Genomic DNA, 24843 nt, shown 5'->3' on the forward strand with positions numbered 1-24843 from the left:
CGACCGTACGTCCCACGTCGTGTTGTGATCACCTCACGGAAAGGCCCCTCCCGCATGTCCGACCTGCTGCGCGCCCCCGCCGAGATCAAGTACGCCGAGGAGCTCGACTGGCTGGAGTCGATCGACGACAATCCCAAGCCGTTCTCGTGGCGCCTGTCGCCGAAGATGGTCCGCCTGTTCATCCTGGGCTCCGAGCGCTCCGACGGCCTGGACCGGGAGATCTCGCAGAAGTGGTTCGGCGACCGCAGCTTCGTCGAGCGTTCCATCGTCACCCTCGCCTCCGACCGCGGTCTGCTGCTCATCGGCGACCCCGGCACCGGCAAGAGCTGGCTGGCGGAGTTGCTCTCCGCCGCGATCTGCCGCAACTCCACGCTGGTGGTGCAGGGCACGGCGGGCACCACCGAGGACCACATCAAGTACTCGTGGAACGTGTCCATGGTCATCGCCAAGGGCCAGTCACGGGAGTCGATGATCCCCTCGCCGATCATGACCGCGATGGAGGCCGGTGCCATCGGCCGCGTCGAGGAGCTGACCCGGTCGACGAGTGATGTCCAGGACGCGTTGATCTCGATCCTCTCCGAGAAGTACATCTCCGTTCCCGAACTGGAGAGCGGCGGCAGCGACAACATCGTCTTCGCCAAGCCCGGTTTCTCGATCATCGCCACGGCCAACAGCCGCGACCGGGGCGTCAACGACCTGTCCTCCGCGCTCAAGCGCCGCTTCAACTTCGTCCGCATCCCGGTCGTGACGAACAAGAAGAGCGAGGCGGAGATCGTCCGCTTCCGCACCGAGGAACTGCTGCGCCGGCACTCGATCGACCTCGACGTGCCGCCGACCCTGCTCGACGTGCTCCTGCAGAGCTTCGCCGATCTGCGCGCGTCCGCCGCCGCGGCCGGCAGCGACGACGAGAAGCTGGAGTCGGCACTGTCGACGGCCGAGCAGATCGGCGTGCTGGAGGACGCCGTCCTGCACAGCAACTTCTTCGGCGAGCGTGCCCTGACCGCCCGCACTCTCGCCTCCTCGCTCGTCGGCTCCCTCACCCGCCGCGAGCCCGAGGACCTGGCCATCCTCAACAAGTACCTGCACGGTGTCGTCGAGCCGCGCAGCAAGGAGGAGGGCGGCTCCTGGCCCGAGTTCCTGGAGGGCGGCCGCGACGCGATCGCCACGCTGTCGTGACCGGGCCCCACGAGAGCGGCACGTTCGCCGCGCTGCGCGGGCAACTTCAGGAGGCCGCCGCCACGTTCGCGGGCGGGCCCGACGCCCTGGAGGGCATCCTCCTCGGCATGGTCGACGACGTCGACCGGGCGGTGCGCGAGCCGCTGGAGATCTTCCCCGTCTGCCATCACTCGCCCGCCTCGGCGACCGCCATGGCCCGGCGGCTGCGCGAGAAGCAGCCCAGGGTGGTCTACCTGGAGCTGTGCGAGGACATGGCGCCGCTGCTGACCGAGCTGCGCAACTGCCGGCTGCCGGTGGCGGTGCAGGCGTTCGCCGGTGACGTCGACGGCTTCCCCCCGGACTGGGCCCCGCTGTCGGTCGTCGCGCCGATCACCGAGGCGTCCGCCGAGTACCAGGCCATCGCCTATGCGCTGGACACCCCGGGGGTGGAGCTGGTCCTCGTGGACCGCTCCGCGGACCACGTCTTCCAGTGGGACACCGGCGGCGAGCGGACGCAGGAGGCCGCGGCGGAGGACACCGACCCTCCGGCCGAGGCCGCGCTGCACGGCGAGGCCGTCGGCGTCGAACTCGGCGACCTCCGGCCGCGCTTCGGCGAGCTGGAGGAGCACCTGCTGCGCCACGGCAAGGTGCGGCACTGGTCGGAGTGGTGGCACCAGTTCGTCGAGGTGCCGCTCGGCGACAGCGCCGCCGACCACGACACCTACCGCCAGGTGATGTTCCTCATCGGCAGCCTGTTCCGGCGCCTCGCTCCGGGCGACGGCGCCCGGGTCCGCGTGGACGAGGACCGGGAGCGGTACATGTGGACCCGGATGCGCGAGCACCTGACGGCGACGGGCACCGATCCGGCGGACTGCCTGTATGTGTGCGGGGCGTTCCACGCGGTCAGCCGTGTCGAGGAGTTCGGCGTGCACGGCACCGACACGTTCACGATCTCCCCGCGTACCGCGACCACCTGGCAGTACGGGCTGATCCCGTCCAGCCACGCGGCGATCGAGGCGCAGTTCGGTCTCGCCGCCGGCTCGGTGTCGATCGCCTCGACGGAGTGGGCGAAGAGCCTGAAGCGCACCCGTGTGCAGCCGTTCCGGCTGGCAGGCCAGGCGGGTACGAAGAAGTCCACGGCGAAGAAGGCCCCGGCGAAGGCCTCGGCAGCGAAGGCCCGGGGAAGGCAAGCAGCTGTCCCCGCACCGGAGTCCGCCGCCGCGGACCGGCTTTCCGGCTTCCTGCGCAGGCCACCCGTGCTCGACGGCCTGGACGAGGCCGAACTGCTCGGCTGGTCGGTGGACATCGTGCGCGCCGCCCGGCGCAACGGCTATCTCGCCTCCACCGCCGACGCCATCGCGGTGTTCGAGACGTCGGTCCTGCTCGCCGGCATGAGGGACCGGGCCAAGCCCACGCCGTACGACTTCCAGGACGCTGCGGTCACCTGCATCGAGAAGGACGCCGTGCCGGGGCGGCGGGACGTGCGGCGCCTGGTCGAGATCATGATGGGCGGCGACCGGATCGGCCAGGTCGGCTACGACGCGCTGCCGCCGCTCGCCCGCGATGTGCACGACCGGCTGGCGCCGCTCGGACTGAAGCTCCAGCAGCGCGGCGTGCAACGGGCCCTGCTGGACACGGCCTCCCGGCCGGAACTCCAGGCCTGCTCCGACGTCCTGTGGATGCTGCGGCGCCTGATGCCGCACGGCGCGGCCCGGCCGATCATGGGTGAGCGGCGGCTCGGTGAGCGTTCGATCCAGGAGTCCTGGGACCTGGCGCTCGGCACCCATCAGCGGGCCCTCATCGAGCTCGGTTACGAGGGCGTCAGTATCGAGCAGGTCCTGGAGCAGCGACTGCGGCGCGACGCCTACGGCCCGCAGGCCACGACCGCGACCGTACTGGCCGCGGTGGAGGACGCGACCCTGTACCTGCGCAGCCGCCGCCTCGCCGACGAACTCGGCACGCACGCGCTGAAGGTGCTCGCCACCGAGCGCAGCGTCGACGGCGCGCCGGAGGTCCTGCGCCGGGTGCGCGGGCTGCTGGCGTACTACCGCACCAGCGAACCGGTGCTGCCGTCGTGGATCGAGTCGTTCGTCAAGACCGGCTACGCCCACTACTGCACGCTGCTGCCGGTGGCGTTCCGGGACGAGGACGCGACGGTCGGGCAGGTCGCGGCGATGCTCGGCTTCCTGTTCAGCATGGAGAGCCTCGCGCTGTCGCTGGGCTGCGACCGGGCCCAGTTGGAGCTGGCGGTCGCCCAGTCGCATCCCGAGGAGCCGTCGAAGACGGCCCTGCTGTGGGCGGCGCAGGTGCAGCTCGGCACGTTGTCCCGGGCCGAGCTGCGGGGCCGGTGCGACGCGCTGCTGGACAATCCGCTGGTGGTGCCCGCCTATCCCCGTTACCTCAGCGGCTTCGTCCACGCGCTGGAGCCGGTGCCGGCGTTGGCGGACGTGGTCGTGGAGGCGGTGTCGAACGCGTTCGGGCGTTTGCCCGACGCGGTGCTGCTGCCGTGGCTGCCGCTGCTCATCACCACCTTGCGGTCCGGCGCCGCGGAGCTCGCCCCGCTGCTGATCCGCGAGGCCGGGCGGATCTTCCCGGGACGGCTGGCGGCCCTGGACGCGTGGATACCACCGTGGCGGACGCCCCCGGCCCCGCCCGCCGCCCACCGGAAGCAGTCCGGAGCGCACGGCCGCCAGGGCGCCGCATTGCTCCCGGCGCATCCGGCGACCTGCGACGCCGTGGCGGAGCTGCTGGGCTGCACGCAGGGATGGACGCGGGCCGACGTCCCACCCCCGTCGGGTGTCGGGTTGCTGGCCGTGCATCCGGCGTCCTGCGACGCGGTGGCGGACTTGCTGGGCTGCGACGGCGCATGGGCGGCCTCGGGCTCGTCGCCTTCGGGCGCCGCACTCGCAACCCGGCATCCAGCCACGGCGAAGGCCTTGGAGTCCCTGCTCACGAGCACATGACAGCGACGGCTTACGGCGCCGGCCGGGTCCTGGGCCCACCAGGATCCGGACGGCCCGGCGTGCCGGTCAGCGGGAGTCCGCGTTGCGTTTCGACGTCGCGTCGTCTTCCTCGCCGGCCGGCGGATGATGTCGTCGTCGGGCTCCTCGCGCCGGACGTGGCAGAAGCCTTCTTCCGCCTCGGGGTCGTAGTGCACGACGACGTTGCCCCTGGTGAGCACGGCCCGCCAGGGCTCCGGCCTTTTCCTTGAGTCCAGGTCCAGGCTCATGCCTGCTCGGTCCAAGGGCTTGTCGCTGGTGGGCGGCCTGCGGCGTAGTGGCTGCCGCGGGGTTGACCGCGCCTCCTGGTTCCGCCGACCGGGTGGAGCCGGGCGGTCGGACAGGTGCAGCGTCGGGGGTGGGAGGCGGCTGCGACCCCGCCGGCGGGCAACCACGGTTCGCGCGGGTCGGCCGGCTCCGCGCCGCGCCGAACCGGCGCCGGATGTGTCGGGTCGGTGGCGATTCCGCGTGCTGCGCGTGAACGTCGTCGCACGGCGGGTGCTCTTCGCCACGGCGATACGCAAAGCGGTGAGGTCGAGGTGTCACCATTTGCCCCGCGGATGTGCAGATTTGCGATGGCCTCGCCATTCAAATCACGTCACACCAGCTCTGATCACGGAAAACACTACCTCCTCACAAGCTGCTTTAAGATCGTTAATGATCTGGTTCCCCCATGCCCGCATCCTGACTCCGGATGATCTTGGCAATCGCGATCACCAGCGGCTGCGCGGCCCGCGCGACAGCCACACGTGTGCAGAAAGGTGAACACCATGGCCTTCGGACTGCTCCGCCGTCGGCGTTCCCGCAGCGCCTCCGGTGCCGCGCCGGGCCTTTCCATTCCCCTGCCGCCCGGCGCGGGCGCGTTCGGCTGCGAGGTCGTCGACCCCATGGGGCAGCCCATGGGCGGAGCAGAGGTCACGGTGACCGCGCTGGACAGCCACCGCGTCGTGACCCACGGCACCACCGATCCGTACGGCTTCTTCATGGCGGCGCTGCCACCGGGCTCCTACAGTGTGCGGACCGCGGCCGAGGGCCTGTCGCCCGCCCGCGAGACGGTCGAGATAGCCGCCGGCGTGGCCCCTGCCCCGGCGCGCATCACGCTGGAGCCCGCCCGTCAGCTGGAACTCCCGCCGCCCGGCACCTGGTTGTTCGACCCGCCGCACACCGCGATCCGGTTCATCGCCAAGCACGTGGGCATGGCCCATGTCCACGGTCGCTTCACCCGCTTCGACGGCGGCATCCGCGTCGCGCAGAACATGGCCGATTCCCAGGTCTCGGTGCGCATCGACGCCTCCAGCATCACCACGGGCAACAAGACCCGTGACAACCACCTGCGTTCCGCCGACTTCCTCGACGTGGCTCGCTACCCGTACATCGACTTCGTCAGCACCCGGTTCGTCTACCGCGGCGGCTCCAAGTGGACGCTGCACGGCTCGCTCACCATGCACGGCACCAGCCGTTCCGTCGGCCTGGACACGACGTACCTGGGGACGGTGAACGGCGGTTACGAGCAGGAACTTCGCTGCGCGGCGCTGGCGAAGGCGGAGCTGCACCGCGAGGACTTCACCCTGAACTACCGCTCGATGCTGGCCCGCGGCATCGCGGTCGTCGGACCGACCGTCCAACTGGAGCTGGACGTACAGGCGATGTACCGCACCCCCGACACGCCCACGCCGCCGGAGTAGGCGCGCCTCCGTACGCTCACGCAGCGTACGGGGCTTCCTCCTGGCGTGCGCCCCCGCGCGCCCCTCACCGTGGCCCTCATGAACGTGACCACGCCCCACGCATCCACCCTCGTCAGGACATTCGCACAGCAACTGTCCTCCACCCGTCGCGGCGCACACGCCCGGTTGCTCGCCGCGCGGAGTTGCGGGCCTGGCAGGTGTCACCGTCCGTGGTCGAGCGCGCGGAGCAGATCGTGGCGGAGCTGAGCGCCAACGCGGCGCTGCACGGCCGGGTCCAGTTGAAGGGCAACGCGTCGCACACCGCCCACCGGGTGCGTCACGCGGGCATCCTGATCCACCAGCACGCCCTCGCTCTCGACCAGGAGCCGGCGGGGCTGCTCGCCGATGTCGAGGAAGTCGCACGGCGCATGAGGGCCGGCTGACGCGGCCTCCTGGTGCGACTACTGCAGCTTCCACCCGGTGACGGTCGACGACCTGGGCGGCGAGGGGGCCGACACTCTGGCCGGCTACCGTTCCCTGCTGCACGGCCGCAGGCCACAGGCGAACGGGTACGGGTCCGAGCAGGCTGAGGTGACCGCGCTCGTGGAGCGGGTGGAGGCGTGGACCGCGCAGGGCATACGTGCCTCCGGTACGGCGACACGTTTTCGCCTCACGGCTTGCTGAGGAGGGCTTCTCTCAGTTGGTCGGCGTTCATCGCCACCAGGCGTGGCACGCGGTCGTTCCACTGTGCGGCCAGGTCGTCCAGGGTCTGTACGACGGATCGGCGTATCCGGCCGGCGGCCACGGTGAGTACGGCTGCGGCCACCGGTCGCAGGAGCCGGCGGCCGCGCAGGGAGACGGTGACGTGTATTTCCCATCTGCCGTCGTCCCGGGACGGCCGGGGAACCGCTCGCACGTCCGCCCGGATCCAGCGGTGGTCGAGCCGGGCCGAGGCCGGGGCTGAGGGTGGGGTGCGGTCGGAGACTGCGGCGGGCCACCAGTCGTCCAGCCGTACCCGGGCGCGGCCCGCCATCTCGAACAGCGTGCGCGCTGCCGCGTCGCCTCGCGTCCGGCCGCTGATCTCGACCAGGTCCGGGCGGTCGGGGCTCTTCAGCGTCGCGTCCAGTTCGACGTTCATGTCGTCGTCGACGACGGCGAGTTCGAGGCGGACAGCGCGGCGGTGGTCCCATTCCCTGACGGTGATCTGTACGGTTTCGCTCGCATCGGCACCCTGAGTGGTCCTGGACCCGTCCGCGTCCGCATCCGCTTTCGCGTACCCGTCGTCGGCCTCTTCCTCGTCCACGTCCGTGATCAGGTAGACCGAGCCGGGCCGCAGGTGTCGCCCTTGGGTCAGTCGGATGTCCGGGATCACCTGTCCATCGGGCAGTACGAGCCTTTGTCCATCCGCCTGGCTCTCCTCCACCAGGGTGCGGATCACGGCGAGGGCGTCGACGAGCCGGGGGTACGGGACCGGCTCGACGACCACCTTGTGTCTCACGGAAACCATGCGGACAGTTTGACCAGTTGGGCGCTGGTCTTCCACCGCGCGGCACGGCAGAACGACGTCGGGCTGCTTGCCAGGCACCGGCAAGCAGCCCGTGAGGGCAACGGTGTCAGCCGTCGACGCGCAGGGCGTCCAGCAGCATCGGCAGTGAGGCGTGCAGCTCGCGCTGCCAGTATGCCCAGCCGTGGGTTCCCGGTCCGTAGAAGTTGGTGGTCACGTGCTTGGCGCCCACACGTTCCAGTTCGGCGGCCAGGGCGTGGTTCTGGCGGTTGAAGTCGGCCTCGAGCGCGCTCGTGCGGCCCGGGGAGTCCAGGGGTCCCGTGGTGCCGTCACCGCACGACAGGTACACGGGGACCGACTTGAGCCGCTTGGCCAGGTGGAACGGGTCGTGAGCCTGCCAGACACCGCGCTGGGCGACCGGGTCGCCCCAGACCCGCAGCGGGTCGTCGCCCTGGCCGGCGAAGAAGCCCATGATGCGGTTCACCGACTCCTCGTTCAGCAGCGGGTGCGCCGAGCCGGAGTACGCAGCGGTCGCCTTGAACATTCCGGGGTGCCGGGCGGCGTACAGCAGGGCGCCCTGGCCTCCCATCGACAGGCCGGCCACGACGCGGTTGCCGCCGGCGGACCAGTCACGCTCCAGGAGCTGCCGCAGCTCCACGGTGTGGAAGGTCTCCCACGCGGGGTCGCCGCCCTGGCCGTGGTTCCACCAGTCGCTGTACCAGCCGTTCCAGCCGGCCTCCGGCATCACCACGAGCACATTGCGCAGGCTGTCGATCCGTGCGACGTCCGTGAGGGCGGTCCACGAGGTGTAGTCCCCGCAGCAGCCGTGCAGCAGCCAGAAGGTCGGCCAGTGCTGTCGTCGGTCGCTCGGGTCCCAGCCGTCGGGGGTGAGCAGTCGGACCTTGACCGTCCGTCCGCCCAAGGCCGCCGAGCGCACGGACAGGTCGACCTGACGGTCCGCGACCTGGGTGGCCGCGACGACCTCGGCGCCTCGGGGCTTCGGGGAAGGGGCAAGCGTGGCGTCAGCCGCTCCCGTCGCCGTGGGCGAGGCGGGGTGCGCCAAGGCGGTCGGCGCGGTCGGCGCGAGTGTGACAAGCAGTGCGGAGAGGACGAGCAGGACTCGGGTTCGAAGGGTCATCGCGGCTCCCTGTGGTTGGTCGGGGCTTGAGCGTTCTTCGACCGTGCGGGGTCAACTCCTGTGGAGGCAGGACCAGCAAGGCGTCTCCGACGGGGGCGTTCGCCGGCGGCGTCGGACGGCCGGTCGAACACCGAGGTCACGCGAGTCCCCTTGCCGACTCTGACTCGCACATGACATTCAGCCTGCCGGATCATGTTGCCAGCCGTGCGGGCGACACGAAAGCCCTGCCGGTTCCCTTCGGATGGCAGGGCTCTCGCGTAGGTGGACCTCAGTCAGCTCCCGGTCTGCTCCAGAAGGAGGCAGCGACCGTCGCGGTGGTCGGTCACGCCGGGATCGACTGCCCCTGGAACATCCGGGTTCCGGCCGCGCCGAAGTCCCGGACGGATCCGGGCAGGTCACGCGGGCCGGCCGGCAGCGGGTCGTGGCGGACGTGTGCGGCGGGCAGCCCGGCGCGGGTGAGCGCGGCCGTCACCGTCTGGACCATCGCCGGCGGCCCGGTGAGCAGGGCGTGGCCGGCCGCCGTGGGGCGGCTCCGGGTCACCGCGCGGGCCAAGCGATCGTACGCGCCCTCCCCCGGTGTCCCGCCGGTCACCGGGACCACGGTCAGCCACGGACGACGCCGTTCGAACCCGGTCAGGTACTCGGTGTCGTACAAGTCGGACAGCGCGTCGGCGCCCAGGAAGAGCCGCACCCTGCCCGCCCGGTGTTCGGACGCCGGCCGCAGGCGGCCTTCCAGTTCCTGGAGCAGCGCTTTCATCGCGGCCCAGCCGGTGTCCCAGGCCACCAGCCGGAGTTCATCCGTCGGCTCCCCGTCGAGTGCCAGGTTCCCCTTGGGGGGACCGAGCCGTATCCGGTCCCCGACCGCGGTGTGGCGCACCAGTGCCTCACTCACCCCGCCGGGGACGGTGCGCCGGACGTGGAACTCCAGCTCCCCGTCCCGGCCGGGCTCGCCGGCCAGGTAGTACGGGCGCCAGGTGTGCGGCAGCCGCGCGGACTCCAGCGCGGTGTACTGCCCGGCCCGGTACCGGAAGGTCTCGTGCGGCCGCACTCGGAGCACCGCGAGGTCCGGCCCGCACAGCCGATGCGCCGTCACCGTGGCCTCCCAGCACGGCGGCTCGTGCAGCGCCGCGTCCGCGCCCCGCACCATGGCCGTGACCCCGAAACGCACCATCCGGACCCACGCCTGCTCGAGTTCCGCGGTCCAGTGCTCGTCGGCGCGGATGCGCAGCGCCTCGCACAGGGCGGTTTCGAACGCCGCGTACTGCGCCGGGCGCACACCGAGCTTGCGGTGGTCGCGGCCCAACTGGGTGAACGTCGTGGTGATCTGCTCGGGCCTGTCCAGGTGCTCGAGCAGGTACCAGAACGCCCGCGCCAGATGGGCCTGCTGGAACGCCATCTCGGCGGGGAAGAGCGACCGCAGGGAGGGGTGCCGGGTGAACAGTGCCTGGTAGAGGTGGGCGATCAGCTCTTCGAACGGCGTCACCAGGTCCAGATTACGCAGGATCGTCCGCTGGTCGGCGGCGCCGTCGTACGGCTGCCCGGCCGGGCCGCGGAGGCCGCTGCCGCTGTCCGCGCCCGGGAAGCCTCCGGAGGAGAGCATCTGCCGGCGCAGTCGCATCGCGTCGTGGCGGGCGAGGAGTGCGTGGTACGTGCCGTCTTCCGCGCTCATGATCAGCGACCCCTCCGCGTCTCACACCCGACGGCGGTCAGCCGCGTGGCGTCCGGTCCAGCCGCGCCCGGGGCGACGGCCGGGGCCGGAGCGCACCGGGCCGGGCGGTCCGGTGCGCTGCCCGAGAGCTGGCGGATGAGTCGAGACATGGGTGGGCTCCTGAAGGAACGTGTGAGGAACGGTGGGCGGATACCACGGGAACAAGGGACGATCCGTCCGCTGAAACCGCAGGCCAGTATGACATTGGGGGCAAATACCCCAAGGTCCCTGGGTGTTAGGGCCGTTAGGCCCTGGACAGCGCCAACGCCGCGCCCACAGACGCACGACGGCGCCGAGACGCCCAGCTCAGCGCGGACCTCCATGCCATCTCCACGGGCTGTGACGGCCGCCCGTACCGGAACCTCGTGCCGTACCGGAACCTCGTGCCCGAGTCGGCTCGGGACTCAGGTCTCCCTCTCCGGCACGTAGTCGGCCTCCTCCAGGCCGAAGGTCCAGGCGACGCCCTCCCGGGCGGTCCGGGTACTCGGCGGCACCCGAAGCCAGTACGTGCGGCGGGTGCCGTCGGGCTCCGGGGTGGAGTTGACCACCTCGACCATCACCAGCGGCTCGTCCCCCTCCAGTTCGATGCGCCACAGCACGCCCGCGTTGTCGCGCTGTACGGGTTCGGCGCCGGAATCCTCCAGGTAGCGGTCGTAGCCGTAGTGCTCCAGCATCACGCGGCGCAGCTCGGCGTTCTCCTCCTCGCGTATGCGTCGCGGAGTCAGCCCGCCGAGTCCGGCGAGGAATTCGGCCGGGACCGGCATACCGCGCCAGGCGTGCAGCGCGAACCCGTCGGGGAAGGCGAGCGCCGGTCCGTCCCCGCGGTCGAGCCGGCCTGCCTCGTCCCGGTGCAGCTCCACGGGGCGTTCGCAGACGACCGCGGTCCTCTCGTACGGCCACCACCAGCCCGCGGCGCGGGCGACCGCGACGATCCCGTCGAGCGCCTCCCCGCCGTCCTGGCCGTCGAAGGCCGCCAGCCAGGCCGCGTCGTGCTGGCCGAGGACCGCGTCGAGCAGTACGAGCCGGACGGCCTGCTCGCCCCCCGCCGCAGCGGTCGAGGCCTCGGCCACTGCGGTGCGTATGCGCTCGGTCAGCGCGACCGTGCCGCCCCACAACTGGGCGCCGGTCAGAGCCCAGTGTGCGGCCCAGCCGGCCGGTCCGAGCCGGTCGAGGACGCGCTCCCGCGCGGCCGCCCAGGGCCGGGTACGCACCGCGTCACGGACACTGCGGCCGGCCGTGCCCTCCGCCGTGAGCCGCGCGGCCACTGCCACGCCCTCGCTGGGCGAGCCCACCCAGATGATGTGCTCCGGCTCCGGCAGACCCGCCAGCCGGTAGGCCAGGCGCAGGCCCTCCTCGGCCGCCGGGCGGTCGGCGGGGCCGGTCGCCGTCGCCACCTCGCGCCACAACGCCATCGTGTCTGTCGGCACAGTCTCGTACGCGGTCTCGTGCGCGGTCTTCATCGGTGTCGTCATCGTTCCGCTCTTCACTGTCTCAGTCCGGCTGTCTCAGCGCGCCGTTTCAATGCGCCGTTTCAATGCGCCGCTTCGGTGCGCTGCCCCGGTCCGTTGCCTGAATCCGCTGTCTCAGTCCGCCACGACGCGCACCGCGCCGGGCACGTACTCACGCTGCCGCACCACGCGGTACCAGCCCTTGGGCAGCGGTATCGCCGCGTGTTCCTCGTGCACCACCCGCCCGCCGTCCGGGAGATGGAGGTAGGACGCTCCGAACGGTCCGGCCTCCCGGACCAGCGTCCCGGGCCCGATCACCGCGTGAGCGTGTCCGGTGACCTCGCCGAGAGCCAGCACGAGCCTCCCCCGCGCGTCCCGCGGCTGGTGCGGCAGCCGGTCCGTGCCCGGCGGCACGACCGCCTCCGCCACGGGCACGATCAGGACATCCCCCTGCCGGTACATACGTGTCTCCCTTCCCCGTCGGCACGTCACCGACTTCCCCGTCGGCACGTCACCGACCGATGTCCACGACGCTACGCGGGGGGTCTGACAACGCCCCGGACTCCGCCCCCGGATCCCGATCCGGTACGCGCCCCTGGCCACCCCCGAACCGCCCCCGCACCCGGCACCCACCCAGCCCGTCACCGCCGATGTCAGAGCCGCTTGGTACAACTCTTCGCGAACAACGCAACGCGTGAGAGCCCCAGGAGGCCAGCGACATGTCCCACGTCGAGCATCTGAAGGAACTGCACGGCCTCCCGGCCTTCGACTTCGCCCAGTTCGCGGGGAGGCGGGAGCTGCCGGAGGCGGGCGCCGCGGCCTGGCGGCTGGCCGTCGAACCGTACGGGGACTCCCCGCAGGAGGATTTCGGCGACCTGTGGGACCGCTTCCTCGACTCCGTCGACCCCGCCGGTGTACGCGCCCTCATCGTGGGTCAGTGGGGCGAGCCGTACGACAACGACTCCAGCGGCATCGTGCAGCGTCTCGTCGACGCCCGTGACCGGCTGACCGCGCTTCGGGCCGTGTTCATCGGGGACCTGGAGATGGAGGAGGCGGAGATCTCCTGGATCGAGCAGTCCGACGTCACTCCTGTCCTCGAGGCGTATCCGCTGCTCGAGGAGTTCGGGATCCGCGGCGGCACCGGCCTGCGCTTCCCGGCGGTCCGGCACGAGCACCTGCGCAGGCTCCGCTTCGAGGCCGGCGGCCTGCCCGGCGAGGTCGTGCGCGGGGTCGCCGCCGGCGAGCTTCCCGCGCTGGAGCACCTCGACATGTGGCTCGGCGTGGAGGAGTACGGCGGCGACGCGAGGGCCGCCGACCTCGCCCCGATCCTGGCCGGGGGACGCTTCCCGGCGCTGCGCCATCTCGGCCTGCGCAACAGCGAGATCCAGGACGAGATCGCCACCGCCGTCGCCGGGGCCCCGGTCGTCGCCCAGCTGACGTCGCTCGACCTGTCGCTCGGCGTGCTCACCGACGAGGGCGCGACGGCGCTGCTCGACGGTCAGCCGCTCACCCACCTGACCCGGCTCGACCTCCACCACAACTTCCTCAGCGAGCCGGTGGTCGAGCGGATCCGTACAGCGCTGGAGCCGTCCGGCGTCGAGGTCGACCTGTCGGAACGCGGCGAGACGTGGGAGGACGACGGCGTCGTCCACCGTTTCACCGCGGTCGCGGAATGAGGCCGTCATGACCATCGTCGATCACTTCGAGACCTTCCACGGGCTGCCGGTCTTCACCCTGCCTGAGCCCGGCGAAGAGGCGCTTCCGGCCGCGGGCGACGTGGCCTGGCGGCTGGACTGCTACGCGGCCGGCGAGATTCCGTTCGCGGAGCTGTGGCGGAGCTTCACGGACCGGGTGCCGAGCGCGCAGGTGCGGGCTCTCGTCGTCGGGCCCTGGTGGGACGACGAGTACACCGAACTGCGTCCGGCGCTGGAGCTGATCGTGTCCGACGCGGAGCGCTTCCCCGCGCTGCGCGCCCTGTTCCTCGCCGATGTCACCGGCGAGGAGTGCGAGATCTCCTGGCTTCAGCTCACCGATGTCACCCCCGTCCTGGAGCGCTTCCCGCAGCTGGAGGAGTTGGGCGTCCGCGGCGGCGATTCGCAGGGGCTCGGCGAGGAGCCCCTGTCGCTGCGCCCGGTGCGCCACGACGCGCTGCGCGTGCTGCGCTTCGAGTCGGGCGGCCTGCCCGGCCAGGTGGTGCGCTCGGTCGGCGCCTGTGAACTGTCCGCGCTGGAGCGTCTGGAACTGTGGCTCGGCGTGTCCCAGTACGGCGGCGACGCGACGGTGGCCGACCTCGCGCCACTCCTCGTCCAGGGGCGCTTCCCGGCGCTGCGCCATCTCGGCGTGCAGAACAGCGAGGTGCAGGACGAGATCGCGGCGGCCCTGGCCTCCGCGCCGGTCGTGGCGCAGCTGGAGTCGCTGAGCCTGTCCATGGGCACGCTCACCGACGCCGGCGCCGAAACACTGCTCCTCGGCCAGCCACTGGCCCATCTCAAGCGGCTGGACCTGCACCACCACTTCCTGAGCGAGCCCATGGCAGACCGGATCCGTACCGCCTTCGACGCCACCGGGACCGAGGTGGACCTGTCGGATCACCGGACTCCGGACAGCTGGGGGGACCAGGAGTGGCGCTATGTCGCCGTCTCCGAGTAGCGCGGCGCCCGCCGCCGGCCTCCGGTTCGCCGTCGTCGGCAATCCGGAGAACCGGCGGACGGCGATGTTCGCCGACGCCGTCCACGCGGCCGGTCACCCGGCACCCCGCGTGCTGGCGTGGCGGGATGTACTGCGCGGACGGTACGCCTTCACGCCGAGCGAGTTGGTACGGATCGACTCCCCCGGCGAGAACGCCGAGGTCGACCGGTTGCTGCGGGACGCCGACGACCCCACCCGGGTCGAGGGGACGGCCCTCTGGCACCGCCGTTTCACCGCCGCGGTCCGGGAGGTGACCGCCGCGGCGCGGCGTGCGGGCGCGGTGACGACCGCCGACCGGGAGGATGTCGCGGTCATGTTCGACAAACGGCGCTGCCACGCCCGGCTCGCCGCCGCGGGCGTCCCGGTCCCCCCGGCTCTGACGGGTCCGGTCGGCGGCTGGGCCGGGCGGGACGGGCTCCGGGAGCAGTTGGAGGCGGCCCGGATCTCACGGGCGTTCGTGAAGCCGGCGCACGGGTCGTCGGCATCCGGTGTCGTGGCGCTGACCCTGGCGGGACCGGGCCGGGTCAGGGCGACCACCTCCGTGGAGACCACTGCCGACGGCCGCCTCCACAACTCCCTCCGGGTGCGCCACTACACCACGGAGACCGAGGTCGCCGCCCTCGTCGACGCCCTGGTCCCGGACGGGATCCACGTCGAGCGATGGCTGCCGAAGGCCTCGCAGGGCGGCCGGGCCGCCGACCTGCGGGTGGTCGTGGTGGCAGGCCGCGCCACGCATGCCGTGGTGCGAACCAGCCGGCACCCCATGACGAATCTGCACCTCGGGGGCGCCCGCGGCGACCTGGACGCGGCACGCTCGGCGATCCGGGCGGCGGGAGGCAGTTTCACCGACGTGCTGGACGTGGCCGAACGGGCGGCCGCGTGCTTCCCGGGCACCCTGTGCGTCGGCGTGGACATCCTGCCGGCGACGGGCTGGCGCCGCTTCACGGTCGGCGAGGTGAACGCCTTCGGGGACCTGCTGCCCCGCCTCACCGGCCTGCCGGGCAGCGGCGCCGAGGACCTGAACACCTACGCCGCACAGGTCGCGGCCGCACCGGCCGCCGTGCAGAACGCCGCACGGACCGCCGCACCAGCCGTCGTACACGGCGCCGCACGAACCGCCGCACCACCCGCCGCACAGGTCGCCGCACGGACCCCGGCACCAGCCCCCGCGCCGGCCGCAGCGGCAGCCCCCGCAGGGACTGCCGCACCAGCCGCCGTAGGGCGAGCAGAACGCAAGGAGCACCACCATGACACCACCGCTTGACATGAACGAGATCGTGGGAAGCCACGACATCCTGTTCGTCACGCTCGACACCCTCCGCTACGACGTGGCGCAGGAGCTGGCGGCGGCCGGACGCATCCCGAACCTGGCCCGGCACCTGCCCGGCGGCGCTTGGGAGCGCCGGCACGCTCCCGGCAGTTTCACCTACGCCTCCCACCAGGCGATGTTCGCGGGCTTCCTGCCGACACCGGCCGCGCCGGGCCCGCATCCCCGGCTCTTCGCCGCCCGTTTCGCGGGCAGTGAGACCACCGCGGACGGCACCTTCGTCTACGACACTCCCGACCTGGTCTCGGGTCTGGCCGCCGAGGGCTACCGCACCGTGTGCATCGGGGGCGTGGGCTTCTTCAACAAGCAGGGACCGCTGGGCTCCGTGCTGCCGGGGATGTTCCAGGAGAGCCACTGGGAGCCCGAGTTCGGGGTGGTCTCCCCCACGTCCTTCGAGGCCCAGGTGACCCGCGCGGAGCAGGTCGTCGCCGGACTCCCCCAGGACCAGCGCCTGTTCCTCTTCGTGAACGTGTCGGCCCTGCACCAGCCCAACTGGTTCCACCTCCCCGGGGCCACCCGCGAGGCGGGCGACACGCGGGCCACCCACTCCGCGGCGCTGGAGTACGTGGACCGGCAGATGGGACGGCTCCTGGCCGCCGTCGCCCGCCGCCGTCCGTGCTTCGCCGTCGTCTGCTCCGACCACGGCACGGCGTACGGCGAGGACGGCTACAGCGGCCACCGCATCGGTCATGACGTCGTCTGGACCGTTCCCTACGCCCACTTCTTCCTCGACGGGGCCCGATGACCATGGCCATCACCAGCACCGAAGCGGCGACCGCGCCCAGCACCGTCCGCCCCTACCAGCAGTACGTCTACGCGTATCCGCACAAGACGGCGTACCGCCCGCTCGACCGGGAGCGGGCATCCCTGCGCGCACTGTGGGCGGACGAGCCGAAGGGCGCCCTCTCGCTCTACTTCCACATCCCCTTCTGCGAAGTCCGCTGCGGCTTCTGCAATCTCTTCACCCGGATCGGGGCCCCGGACGGCCTGACCACCGCCTACCTGGACGCGATGGAACGTCAGGCGGCCGCGGTGCGCGAGGCCCTGGGCGACGGGGCTCGGTACGCCAACGCGGCCTTCGGCGGCGGCACTCCGACCTTCCTGGAGGCCGCCGAGCTGGAGCGGCTGTGCGATCTGGCCGAGCGCGGCCTGGGCGCCGACCTCGCGGCGATCCCGCTGTCGGTGGAGGCCTCGCCCACCACGGCGACCGCCGACCGGCTGGCGGTGCTGGCCGCCCGCGGCACCACGCGGCTGAGCCTGGGCGTGCAGAGCTTCGTCGACTCCGAGGCGCGCACGGCCGTACGCCCCCAGCGCCGGGCGGACGTCGAAGCGGCCCTCGCCCGGATCCGCGACACAGCCATCCCCGTCCTCAACATCGATCTGATCTACGGCATCGACGGCCAGACCGAGGAGTCCTGGACCCGTTCCCTCGACGCCGCCCTCGCCTGGCAGCCGGAGGAGCTGTACCTCTACCCACTCTACGTACGCCCGCTCACCGGTCTCGGCCGGCACCGCGGGGCGGCGACCGGCGGCGACGCCGACTGGGACGAACAGCGGCTGCGGCTGTACCGCCACGGCCGCGACCACCTGCTCGCGCGGGGCTACGAGCAGGTGTCGATGCGCATGTTCCGCCGTGCGGGCGCCCCCGCCACCGGCGGAGAGGATTACGCGTGCCAGACCGACGGCATGGTCGGCCTCGGCTGCGGCTCCCGCTCGTACACCTCCACACTGCACTACTCCTTCGACTACGCCGTGGACATGCACCGCATACGCGGGATCATCGACGACTACACGGCACGCCCGGCCGACGACTTCCGCCACGCGGACTTCGGCTGGGAGACGAACGAGGACGAGTCCCGGCGCCGGCATCTGCTCCAGTCTCTGCTTCAGGCCGAGGGCATGCCCGTCGCGGACTACCGGACCCGCTTCGGTACCGAGCCCGGCGACGACTTCGCCGCCGAGCTGGACCGGTTCCGCGAGCGGGGCTGGCTGGACGACTCGGCGGGCCCGGAGCTGCTGCGGCTGTCCCCCGAGGGCCTGGCCCACTCCGACGCGCTGGGGCCCGAGTTGTTCTCCGCCGCGGTGCGCGAGCGCATGGCCGCGTACGAACCGAAGTGACGGAGCGCGCATGGACCTGACGATCCTCTACCGCGGCCCGCTGGCGTCGTGTGACTACGACTGCCCGTACTGCCCCTTCGCCAAGCGCCGGGACAGCCGCGCCCAACTCACCGCGGACCGCGCGGCGCTGGAGCGTTTCGCCGCCTGGGCGGCCGCGCAGCGCGACGACCGGCTCTCCCTGCTGTTCACGCCGTGGGGCGAGGGCCTGGTGCGCTCGTGGTACCGGCGTACGCTCGCGGAGCTGAGCCGGCTGCCGCACGTCCACCGGGTGGCGATCCAGACCAACCTCAGCTGCCGTACCGACTGGCTGGACACGGCCGACCTGGACACCCTCGCTCTGTGGTGCACCTTCCACCCCGGGCAGACGCCGTACGACCGCTTCCTGGCCAAGTGCCACGACCTGGCCGCGCGAGGTGTCCGCCACAGCGTCGGCGTCGTCGGCCTTCACGAGCACATGGAGCAAGCACGCCGGCTGCGCGCCGACCTCCCCGACCACGTGTACCTGTGGGTCAACGCCGCCGAGGGCCACACCTACACCGACGCCGAAGCCGACCGGTGGACGGCCCTGGACCCGCTCTTCCCGTACAGCCGCCACCCGCACCGCAGCGCGGGCATGCCCTGCCGTACGGGAGAGTCGGTCATATCGGTGGACGGCGAGGGCACGGTGCGCCGCTGCCACTTCGTCCGGTCGGAACTGGGCAACCTGTACGACGGTTCCTACCGGCAGGCCCTGCGCCCCCGCCCCTGCCCGCTGGCCGTGTGCGACTGCCACATCGGCTACGTGCACCTGGAGACGCTGCCGCTGTACGACGTGTTCGCGGGCGGCGTCCTGGAACGGATCCCGGCCGCGCCGCCCGCGCTCGGGCACGTGGTTCCGGCGCCCCGGTAGCGGGCCGGCCCCGCCGGACGCGGATCCGGTCAGGCGGGGCGGCCGGGTGCCCGGTCGAAGTCGTCGTCGCTCAGGCGCAGGAGCGCCACCCGCGTGTTCATGGACGTTTCCTCATTGTGTGCGGTCACCAGCTCCAGCGGGACGCGGAAGTCCACCACGGTGCGCAGGTCCGCCCCCGACCAGGTATGGGCGGCCATCGGCGACTTCGGCGGTCTCGCCGACTGGCAGGGTCGGTCGGGTGCACGGAGTCGATCGAGCCGATGACGAGAGCCCGGGGGGCTGTCACCGGGACGAGTCCTCGGTCATCTTCCGCGACGAGCTGCGGGAGCTGACCGAGGACCATCCGGAAACCGGCCCGGCGAAGCCGACCGCGGCAACGAGCAGGCCGGCGCCGGACGCGATGTGCCCCGGCATGAAGGGGGTGGGTGAAGCCGCCCAGTGCCAGGCGATGCCCGCCCAGGCCGGGGCGGCGCCGCTGCGCCGCAGGGCGAGGCCGAGCAGCAGCAGCCCGAGGACGATGCCGACAGACCGTGGCGAACAAGGTCTCGGCGATCCTGGCCAAGCTGCACCTCACCCAGCGCAGCCAGGCCATCGTCCGGGCACGCGAGGCGGTCTGGGCCGCCCTCGCTGAAAATCCCCTTCTTTCCGCTCCGGTTCAGCTCTGCTCCGCGGCGCTGGCTCCGCGCCGTGCCAACGGGCGTGTCCCGTTGAGCCGCAGTTTCATCCCGGCCAGCCCGGCGCGGCCCCGCTCGGCGAGACGGTCGGCACCGCACTCCTCCGCCAACTCGACACCCTCGGAAAGAAGCTCGGTCGCCCGATCCGTGCTGTCGCCGCGCCGGAGTTCCGCGCCCAGGTCGATCAGGGCCTCGGCGTACGCGTGCCGGCTGGGGGATCGGCGCAGTATCTCCACCGCGCGCTCCCGCAGGGGCAGCGCCTGCCCGTCCTCGGCCACCGCCGCGCTGAAGCCCAGCGCCTCACCGATGGCGGTGGGCGTGCCGTAGCGCTCCGCCCGCCGCAGCATCTTCGCCGTGAGGGCGCGGGCGCGCAGGGGGTCCTCCTCGGCGACGGCGAGGGCGAGGTGTCCCGCCCAGGGGCACCAGGTCGGATTGAGGATGCCCTTGGCCTCCAACCGGGCTGCGGCGGCCGTGAGTTGGGCCTCGGCCTCCTTGCGCAGACCACGGGCGAGAAGCAGTCGCCCGTAGACCGTCTGGGAGTCCGGGAAGACCACCGCGTTCAGGTACGGGGGCGCGAAGTCGTACGTCCTGGCGACCCGCAGCGCCTCCTCCACGCGGCCCCGGGACAACAGGACGTCCACCAGCAGGCCCACGGCGTACCAGCGGGCGGGCACCCGGTCGCCCACCCGCTCGGCCAGGCGCACACCCTCACGTGCGCACTCCTCCGCCTTGGCGAGCATCCCGCGCCGGAACCGGACCAGGCCGAGGAGGGTGAAGCCGAAGGAGAGGTGGGCACCGCTCCACCCGACCTGCTCGCACTCGGCGATGGCCGAACTGAACAGCTCCTCCGCGCGGTCGCATTCGTCGGCGTACATGTAGCTGAGCGCGGCCACGCTCGGCAGTTCGAAGCCCCAGTCCGGGTCGGTGTAGCTCAGGCCCATGGCGCGTGCGGCGATGTCCAGCGTGTCCGCGGCCGGCTCCCCGCGCAGCATCGCGTCCCAGGTACGGATGCACAGCAGGGCCCGCTCCTCGATGGCCTGTCCGGGCAGGCGCTCGACGAGCCGTGCGAGCCGGCGGGAGCGGTCGGACGCCTGCTCTTCGTGCGCGTCGAAGACCAGCCACAGGTAGTGCGCGACCTGCATGCGCAGTCGTGCCCGTGGGGATTCGGACCGGGCCACCTCGGCGCCTGCGACGGCGGCCGCCTTGGCGAGTTCGTCGTTGTGCGCGAACACCTGGGCCAGCCGGAAGGTGGCGTTCTCCCTGAGCTCGGGGTCCAGGAAGGGCTGTTCCAGGGCCGCGCTGAGGTGGTTGACCGTGGTGGCGGGAGCGGTGAGCAGGGCGGAGCAGCCGAGTTCGTAGAGCACGCTCGCGCGGTCCTCGGGCGCGGGAGGTTCGCGCAGCGCGCGTTCCAGACAGCGCCGGGCCGCGTCGGGCGCGCCCAGACGGAGGTTCTCGCGGGCGGCGGCGCGCAGTTGCCGGACGGTGTTCGGGTCGCCCTCGGGGTGGGTCTCGAGCAGGTGCCGGGCGGCGGCGGTGATGCCCAGGCCGGCGTCGGTGACCGCCCAGGCGGCCTGACCGTGCAGCGCGGTGCGCGTGGTCGGCGGGATGGCCTGGTACACGGCGGTGGCGATGAGCGGGTGGATGAACTCGAGGGTGCGGCTGCCGGTGAGGATGCGGGCGACGCGCAGCCGGTCCACGGCGTCCTGTGCCTCGGCCGGGGGCAGTCCGGCCACGGACGCGGCGAGCTCAGCGGAGATCTCGGTACCGAGCACCGCGGCGGCCCAGGCGAGCCGGACCGCGGCGTGGCCGAGCCTCTCCAGGCGTTTGACCAGGCCGGTGCCCCGTGCGCTCGCGGCGAGTTCACCCAGCAGGGAGGCCGACTCCGCGTCCGGGGCGAGGCCCCGGTCATGGACCCTGGCGATGAGTTCGACGGCCTCGTAGGGGTTGCCGCCGGTGACGACCCAGCACTCGCGGCAGAAGACGTCGTCGGCCTCCGCTCCGAGCGAGCCCCGCACCAGTTCGGTCACCGCCTCCGGGCTGAGGGCGTGCAGCGGGATCGGCCGTCCGCTGCGGCCGTCGACCAGTTCGCGGAACGTCTGCGCCTCGGCGGGCACTTCGTCCGGGCGGTAGCCGACGACCACCAGCACGGGGAGTTCCTGCGCTCTCACCGCGAAGGCGGCGAGCCAGGCGAGCGACTCCAGGTCGGCCCAGTGGGCGTCGTCGAGGACGATCACGACCGGTGCGCGGCGCACGGCCACCTGGGTGACGACCCAGTCCAGACCGTCCCGGACGCCCTGCGGGTCCGGGCCGGCGGTACCGGTCTGCTGAGCGAACAGGCCGACGGCAGGTCCGGCGATCTCGTACCACCCGCCGAAGATCTCGCGGCGCTCGGCCTCGGCACAGGACGCGAGGACGGGCTGGAGCAACTGGCGTACGACGTGGAAGGGGACGGTGTGCTCCTGCTCGCTGCCCCGGGCGGACAGCACGGTGCAGCCGCGGGCGGCGGCCATGCGCCGCACCTCGGCCAGCACGGTCGTCTTGCCCAGTCCGGCGGCGGCGCTGAAGAACAGCAGCCCGCCCCGCCTGCCTTCGCCGTTCCCACCGCCCGCGCAGATCCCCTCCACTGCCTTCTGAGCGGCGGTCACCTCGTTCTCGCGCTCGTACAGGGGCTTCCCCAGCCGATCGCGTCCATCCACGACGGTGGTCCTCTCGGTGCGCTGCCGTTCCGACACTCCGTTACCCCTGATCTGCCGGTATGCCTGGAAGCCTAGCGAAACGCACACGCGGACTGCACAGTTGCATGCGAATTGGTTGCGGACGGCCGTGAGAGGATACTCACGCCCTACCTGACGCCCTGTCAGGAAGCTGGATCGGCCGGAAACAGCTCGGGGTGCTGCGCCAGGGCCAGCCGGGTGCGCCGGATGTGACCGGCCAGAAAACGTTCGGCGTCGGTGGTGTCGGCACGCCGTACGGCGTCCAGGATCAGCCGGTGCTCGTAGTTGATGAGCCTGCGGCCGGAGGCGTCGATGAGCCTGGCGTAGGCCCTGCGGTAGTGCTGGGTGGTGTTCCAGGACCGGCGGACCATGGCGCTGAGCTGCTCGATCCGGCAGCCGGCATAGGTGGCCAGGTGCAGTTCGCGGTCCAGGACGAGGAAGCGGTCGGGGTCGGCGTTGGCCTCGATCTCGTCCTGGATCCCCTCCATCCGGTCCACCTGGTCGGCGGTGAGGTGGGGGATGCTCTCGGCCAGCGCGAGCGGCTCGATGCGCTCGCGGATCTTGTAGATGTCCTCGCACTCCGTGCGGTCCATCCTGGACACCCAGGCACCGCTGTTGGCCTTGAGGACGATCAGCCCCTCGGCCTCCACGATCCGCAGGGCCTCGCGGACCGGCAGCCGGCTGGATCCCAGCGAGGCGGCGAGGTCCTCCTGCCGGATCCGCGTGCCCGGCGAGAGCTGTCCGCTCAGGATCGCGTCGCGGAGATGGTCCGCGATCCGCTGGCTGGCGACGGTCGATGGCTGAAGCATGGCCTTCCTAGCGCGTCGAGGGTGCGTGCAGCTCAGGTTGCCACAGCCGGACCGGCGCGTCCTTCTCGTACGCCTTGCCCGCGGGGAAGGAGACCAGCTCCAGCTGCATCCCCCACGGGGTGAGGAAGTACACCCAACGCTGCCCGGAGCTGGGGCCGGAGCTGGCGGTGGGCTCGCCGAGCACGCGGACACCGCGGCCACGCAGATGGGCGACGGCCTCGTCCAGGTCCTCCACGTAGAAGGCGAGGTGGTGGCCGCCGACGTCGCTGTTGCGGGGCGGCCTCGGTGACTGGTCGGGGGCCTCGTACTCGAAGATCTCGAAGTTGGGCCCGCCCGCACACGTGCACGGCGAGGTCATCCACGTCAACGGCGGCCTCCACATGGCCTGACGCCGCAACATCCCGAGCACGAGCCCGAGCGAATGGCCCGAGCACGAGCCCGAGTAAAAGGATCGACAGCATGTCAGACACCACCACCGCCGGCGCCGTCTACGCGGACCTGCGGGGCAGATCCGTCAGCGTCACCGGTGCCGCCCGCGGCCTGGGGCTGAGCATGGCGCGGGCCTTCGCCGCCGGCGGCTGCCATGTGCAGCTGATCGACATCGACGGGGAGGAGCTGGACGGCGTCCGCGCGCGTCTGGCCGCCGCCCATCCGGAGCAGACGATCGAGGCCAGCGCCGCATCGGTCACCGACCCGGCGGCGATCGGCGACGCGCTGGGCGGCTTCCAGGAACGCACCGGCTCCCTCGACGTCATGGTCAACAACGCGGGGATCTCGGCCAACGCCCCCTCGCTCGACCTCGACATCGAGCTGTGGAAGCGGTCCGTCGACATCAACCTCACCGGGGTCTTCGTCTGCGCCCAGGCCGCGGGGAGGATCATGACCGCGCAGGGCCGCGGGGTCGTCCTCAACACCTCGTCGATGTACGGGGTCGTCGCGGCGCCCGCACGGGCCGCCTACTGCGCGTCCAAGGCCGCGGTCGCCTCGCTGACCAAGGTCCTGGCGGTCGAGTGGGCGTCCGCCGGTGTCCGGGTGAACGCCCTCGCGCCAGGTTACGTGGAGACCGACCTGGTCGCCTCGCTCGCCGCGGCCGGTCGCCTCGACCTGACGGCGCTGCGGTCCCGCACCCCCTTGTCCCGGCTCGGCAGTCCGGGCGACATCGCCAACCTCGCCCTGTTCCTCGCCTCCGACGTCTCGGCCAACATCACCGGCCAGGTCATGGTGAGCGACGGCGGCTGGTCCGCCGACGGCTTCGGGATCACCGCGACGGCAGTGACAGGGCAGTGACAGCGCCCCACGGTGCGGCCCGGCGAGGTGGTCGGCAGTCGACCGCCTCGCCGGGCCGCACCGTGTCGAGGGGCGGGTGCGCGCTCCGCGCGGGCAGGGCGCGGTGGGGCCAGCGGACCGGAGCCTCGGCGGGCCGGGGCTCGGCGGTGCCGGCCCCGCCGGCGGCGAGGGCACCGGCGGTCCGCCCCGAGGAGGTGGCGATCAGCGCGAGACTGGTCAGGGCGAGGAGGGTCAGGACGGCGGGCATCACGGTGTAGGACGCCAGCGTGGACGGCGCCGCCAGGACGGCGGGCAGCGAGAACCCCGAGTAGCACAGGGCGCAGTAGACGCCGGTGATGCCGGCCATCTCGTCGGGGGTGACGATCCGCTGGATCTCCAGCAGGCCCGAGACGACCCCGATGCCGTAGGCGGCCCCCAGCAGGACGGCTCCGCCGAGGCCGAGCCAGGGCGAGCGAACGGCCGCGTCGCCGACGCAGACGGCCATACCGCAGGCCATGAGGATCATCGAGACGATGATGCCCCGTGCCGAGTCGAGCGAGTCCAGGCGCTTGGCGAAGGGCTGGACCAGCGCTGGGCCCTGGCCTACGCCGCCCTGCTGACCGTGTGCACCCTCTGCACCGGGGTTCCCGATCCGGTCGCCGACCAGTTGGGGGGTGACCGCGTAGGCGACGGCGGCCGAGCCGAACACCCACGGGGCCATCGGCGCAGCGGACAGGTCACG

The 24843-nt window shown here is 72.2% G+C and carries 22 protein-coding genes; 12 read left to right on the forward strand and 10 right to left on the reverse strand.

What is annotated here, in order from left to right; genetic code table 11:
* Positions 1-54 precede the first annotated feature (54 nt).
* The 5 genes from ACFY4A_RS24265 to ACFY4A_RS24285 all read left to right on the forward strand — a co-directional run bounded on the left by ACFY4A_RS24265 (position 55) and on the right by ACFY4A_RS24285 (position 6502).
* Positions 55-1176: an AAA family ATPase gene (locus ACFY4A_RS24265; RefSeq protein ID WP_390831439.1), complete on the forward strand. Its 1122-nt coding sequence runs from the start codon at positions 55-57 to the stop codon at positions 1174-1176.
* Positions 1173-4118: a hypothetical protein gene (locus ACFY4A_RS24270; RefSeq protein ID WP_390831440.1), complete on the forward strand. Its 2946-nt coding sequence runs from the start codon at positions 1173-1175 to the stop codon at positions 4116-4118. The genes ACFY4A_RS24265 and ACFY4A_RS24270 overlap by 4 nt, the downstream gene beginning before the upstream one ends.
* Before the next feature lie 806 nt (positions 4119-4924).
* Entirely contained in the window at positions 4925-5839 is a 915-nt protein-coding gene (locus tag ACFY4A_RS24275; RefSeq protein ID WP_390831441.1) for a YceI family protein, read from the forward strand.
* A 209-nt stretch (positions 5840-6048) separates the two neighbouring features.
* Complete coding sequence (locus ACFY4A_RS24280; RefSeq protein WP_390831443.1) at positions 6049-6261, forward strand: hypothetical protein; 213 nt, start codon at positions 6049-6051, stop codon at positions 6259-6261.
* 37 nt (positions 6262-6298) lie between these two features.
* On the forward strand, positions 6299-6502 hold the full coding sequence (locus ACFY4A_RS24285; protein ID WP_390831444.1) for a hypothetical protein: 204 nt from the start codon (positions 6299-6301) through the stop codon (positions 6500-6502).
* Here the strand turns inward: ACFY4A_RS24285 and ACFY4A_RS24290 are convergent.
* The 5 genes from ACFY4A_RS24290 to ACFY4A_RS24310 form a co-directional block, all read right to left on the reverse strand.
* A complete protein-coding gene (locus tag ACFY4A_RS24290) occupies positions 6489-7325 on the reverse strand; it encodes a hypothetical protein (RefSeq protein ID WP_390831445.1) in 837 nt (278 codons plus the stop codon). The two genes, ACFY4A_RS24285 and ACFY4A_RS24290, sit on opposite strands and share 14 nt — an antisense overlap.
* 106 nt (positions 7326-7431) lie before the next feature.
* Positions 7432-8460, reverse strand: coding sequence for an alpha/beta hydrolase (locus tag ACFY4A_RS24295; protein WP_390831446.1), 1029 nt, complete (start codon positions 8458-8460; stop codon positions 7432-7434).
* 322 nt (positions 8461-8782) lie between these two features.
* Positions 8783-10129, reverse strand: coding sequence for a globin domain-containing protein (locus ACFY4A_RS24300; protein ID WP_390831447.1), 1347 nt, complete (start codon positions 10127-10129; stop codon positions 8783-8785).
* A 443-nt stretch (positions 10130-10572) separates the two neighbouring features.
* Positions 10573-11580, reverse strand: coding sequence for a DUF6745 domain-containing protein (locus ACFY4A_RS24305; protein WP_390831475.1), 1008 nt, complete (start codon positions 11578-11580; stop codon positions 10573-10575).
* Between the two features lie 171 nt (positions 11581-11751).
* Positions 11752-12078 (reverse strand): hypothetical protein, encoded by a 327-nt coding sequence (locus tag ACFY4A_RS24310; RefSeq protein WP_390831448.1) that lies wholly within the window; start codon positions 12076-12078, stop codon positions 11752-11754.
* 257 nt (positions 12079-12335) lie between these two features.
* Here ACFY4A_RS24310 and ACFY4A_RS24315 point away from each other — a divergent pair, with 257 nt between their 5' ends.
* From ACFY4A_RS24315 to ACFY4A_RS24340, 6 genes are read left to right on the forward strand one after another with little or no spacing between them, the layout of a single operon-like run.
* Positions 12336-13292: an STM4015 family protein gene (locus tag ACFY4A_RS24315; RefSeq protein ID WP_390831449.1), complete on the forward strand. Its 957-nt coding sequence runs from the start codon at positions 12336-12338 to the stop codon at positions 13290-13292.
* Between the two features lie 7 nt (positions 13293-13299).
* A complete protein-coding gene (locus ACFY4A_RS24320) occupies positions 13300-14265 on the forward strand; it encodes an STM4015 family protein (protein ID WP_390831450.1) in 966 nt (321 codons plus the stop codon).
* Entirely contained in the window at positions 14246-15568 is a 1323-nt protein-coding gene (locus ACFY4A_RS24325) for an STM4014 family protein (RefSeq protein ID WP_390831451.1), read from the forward strand. Before ACFY4A_RS24320 ends, ACFY4A_RS24325 begins: the two co-directional genes overlap by 20 nt.
* Before the next feature lies 1 nt (position 15569).
* Entirely contained in the window at positions 15570-16376 is an 807-nt protein-coding gene (locus ACFY4A_RS24330; protein ID WP_390831476.1) for an STM4013/SEN3800 family hydrolase, read from the forward strand.
* A 2-nt stretch (positions 16377-16378) separates the two neighbouring features.
* Complete coding sequence (locus ACFY4A_RS24335) at positions 16379-17749, forward strand: STM4012 family radical SAM protein (protein WP_390831452.1); 1371 nt, start codon at positions 16379-16381, stop codon at positions 17747-17749.
* A gap of 10 nt (positions 17750-17759) precedes the next feature.
* On the forward strand, positions 17760-18638 hold the full coding sequence (locus ACFY4A_RS24340; protein WP_390831453.1) for an STM4011 family radical SAM protein: 879 nt from the start codon (positions 17760-17762) through the stop codon (positions 18636-18638).
* Positions 18639-18667: 29 nt separating this feature from the next.
* On the opposite strand, the gene ACFY4A_RS24345 is transcribed toward ACFY4A_RS24340, so the two are convergent.
* The 4 genes from ACFY4A_RS24345 to ACFY4A_RS24360 all read right to left on the reverse strand — a co-directional run bounded on the left by ACFY4A_RS24345 (position 18668) and on the right by ACFY4A_RS24360 (position 23193).
* Positions 18668-18835 (reverse strand): hypothetical protein, encoded by a 168-nt coding sequence (locus tag ACFY4A_RS24345; RefSeq protein ID WP_390831454.1) that lies wholly within the window; start codon positions 18833-18835, stop codon positions 18668-18670.
* A 458-nt stretch (positions 18836-19293) separates the two neighbouring features.
* Positions 19294-22008, reverse strand: coding sequence for an ATP-binding protein (locus ACFY4A_RS24350; protein WP_390831455.1), 2715 nt, complete (start codon positions 22006-22008; stop codon positions 19294-19296).
* A 161-nt stretch (positions 22009-22169) separates the two neighbouring features.
* Positions 22170-22835 carry a GntR family transcriptional regulator gene (locus tag ACFY4A_RS24355; RefSeq protein ID WP_390831456.1) on the reverse strand — a complete coding sequence of 222 codons (666 nt, stop codon included), beginning with the start codon at positions 22833-22835 and terminating at the stop codon, positions 22170-22172.
* 7 nt (positions 22836-22842) lie between these two features.
* Entirely contained in the window at positions 22843-23193 is a 351-nt protein-coding gene (locus ACFY4A_RS24360) for a VOC family protein (protein WP_390831477.1), read from the reverse strand.
* A 101-nt stretch (positions 23194-23294) separates the two neighbouring features.
* Here ACFY4A_RS24360 and ACFY4A_RS24365 point away from each other — a divergent pair, with 101 nt between their 5' ends.
* Complete coding sequence (locus tag ACFY4A_RS24365; protein ID WP_390831457.1) at positions 23295-24122, forward strand: SDR family NAD(P)-dependent oxidoreductase; 828 nt, start codon at positions 23295-23297, stop codon at positions 24120-24122.
* Here the strand turns inward: ACFY4A_RS24365 and ACFY4A_RS24370 are convergent.
* Positions 24094-24822 carry a hypothetical protein gene (locus ACFY4A_RS24370; RefSeq protein WP_390831458.1) on the reverse strand — a complete coding sequence of 243 codons (729 nt, stop codon included), beginning with the start codon at positions 24820-24822 and terminating at the stop codon, positions 24094-24096. The two genes, ACFY4A_RS24365 and ACFY4A_RS24370, sit on opposite strands and share 29 nt — an antisense overlap.
* Positions 24823-24843 lie beyond the last annotated feature (21 nt).

The sequence above is a fragment of the Streptomyces sp. NPDC001292 genome (genome assembly GCF_042896465.1).
Taxonomy (GTDB): Bacteria; Actinomycetota; Actinomycetes; order Streptomycetales; family Streptomycetaceae; genus Streptomyces.

Excerpts from the sequence above, each read along its gene's own strand:
- ACFY4A_RS24365 (WP_390831457.1), top strand. The coding sequence starts at position 23,295 with ATGTCAGACACCACCACCGCCGGCGCCGTCTACGCGGACCTGCGGGGC.
- ACFY4A_RS24340 (WP_390831453.1), top strand. The coding sequence starts at position 17,760 with ATGGACCTGACGATCCTCTACCGCGGCCCGCTGGCGTCGTGTGACTAC.
- ACFY4A_RS24300 (WP_390831447.1), bottom strand. The coding sequence starts at position 10,129 with ATGAGCGCGGAAGACGGCACGTACCACGCACTCCTCGCCCGCCACGAC.
- ACFY4A_RS24275 (WP_390831441.1), top strand. The coding sequence starts at position 4,925 with ATGGCCTTCGGACTGCTCCGCCGTCGGCGTTCCCGCAGCGCCTCCGGT.
- ACFY4A_RS24310 (WP_390831448.1), bottom strand. The coding sequence starts at position 12,078 with ATGTACCGGCAGGGGGATGTCCTGATCGTGCCCGTGGCGGAGGCGGTC.
- ACFY4A_RS24370 (WP_390831458.1), bottom strand. The coding sequence starts at position 24,822 with ATGGCCCCGTGGGTGTTCGGCTCGGCCGCCGTCGCCTACGCGGTCACC.
- ACFY4A_RS24345 (WP_390831454.1), bottom strand. The coding sequence starts at position 18,835 with ATGGCCGCCCATACCTGGTCGGGGGCGGACCTGCGCACCGTGGTGGAC.
- ACFY4A_RS24335 (WP_390831452.1), top strand. The coding sequence starts at position 16,379 with ATGGCCATCACCAGCACCGAAGCGGCGACCGCGCCCAGCACCGTCCGC.
- ACFY4A_RS24360 (WP_390831477.1), bottom strand. The coding sequence starts at position 23,193 with ATGACCTCGCCGTGCACGTGTGCGGGCGGGCCCAACTTCGAGATCTTC.
- ACFY4A_RS24320 (WP_390831450.1), top strand. The coding sequence starts at position 13,300 with ATGACCATCGTCGATCACTTCGAGACCTTCCACGGGCTGCCGGTCTTC.
- ACFY4A_RS24325 (WP_390831451.1), top strand. The coding sequence starts at position 14,246 with ATGTCGCCGTCTCCGAGTAGCGCGGCGCCCGCCGCCGGCCTCCGGTTC.
- ACFY4A_RS24315 (WP_390831449.1), top strand. The coding sequence starts at position 12,336 with ATGTCCCACGTCGAGCATCTGAAGGAACTGCACGGCCTCCCGGCCTTC.
- ACFY4A_RS24355 (WP_390831456.1), bottom strand. The coding sequence starts at position 22,835 with ATGCTTCAGCCATCGACCGTCGCCAGCCAGCGGATCGCGGACCATCTC.
- ACFY4A_RS24305 (WP_390831475.1), bottom strand. The coding sequence starts at position 11,580 with ATGGCGTTGTGGCGCGAGGTGGCGACGGCGACCGGCCCCGCCGACCGC.
- ACFY4A_RS24290 (WP_390831445.1), bottom strand. The coding sequence starts at position 7,325 with ATGGTTTCCGTGAGACACAAGGTGGTCGTCGAGCCGGTCCCGTACCCC.
- ACFY4A_RS24295 (WP_390831446.1), bottom strand. The coding sequence starts at position 8,460 with ATGACCCTTCGAACCCGAGTCCTGCTCGTCCTCTCCGCACTGCTTGTC.
- ACFY4A_RS24265 (WP_390831439.1), top strand. The coding sequence starts at position 55 with ATGTCCGACCTGCTGCGCGCCCCCGCCGAGATCAAGTACGCCGAGGAG.
- ACFY4A_RS24330 (WP_390831476.1), top strand. The coding sequence starts at position 15,570 with ATGAACGAGATCGTGGGAAGCCACGACATCCTGTTCGTCACGCTCGAC.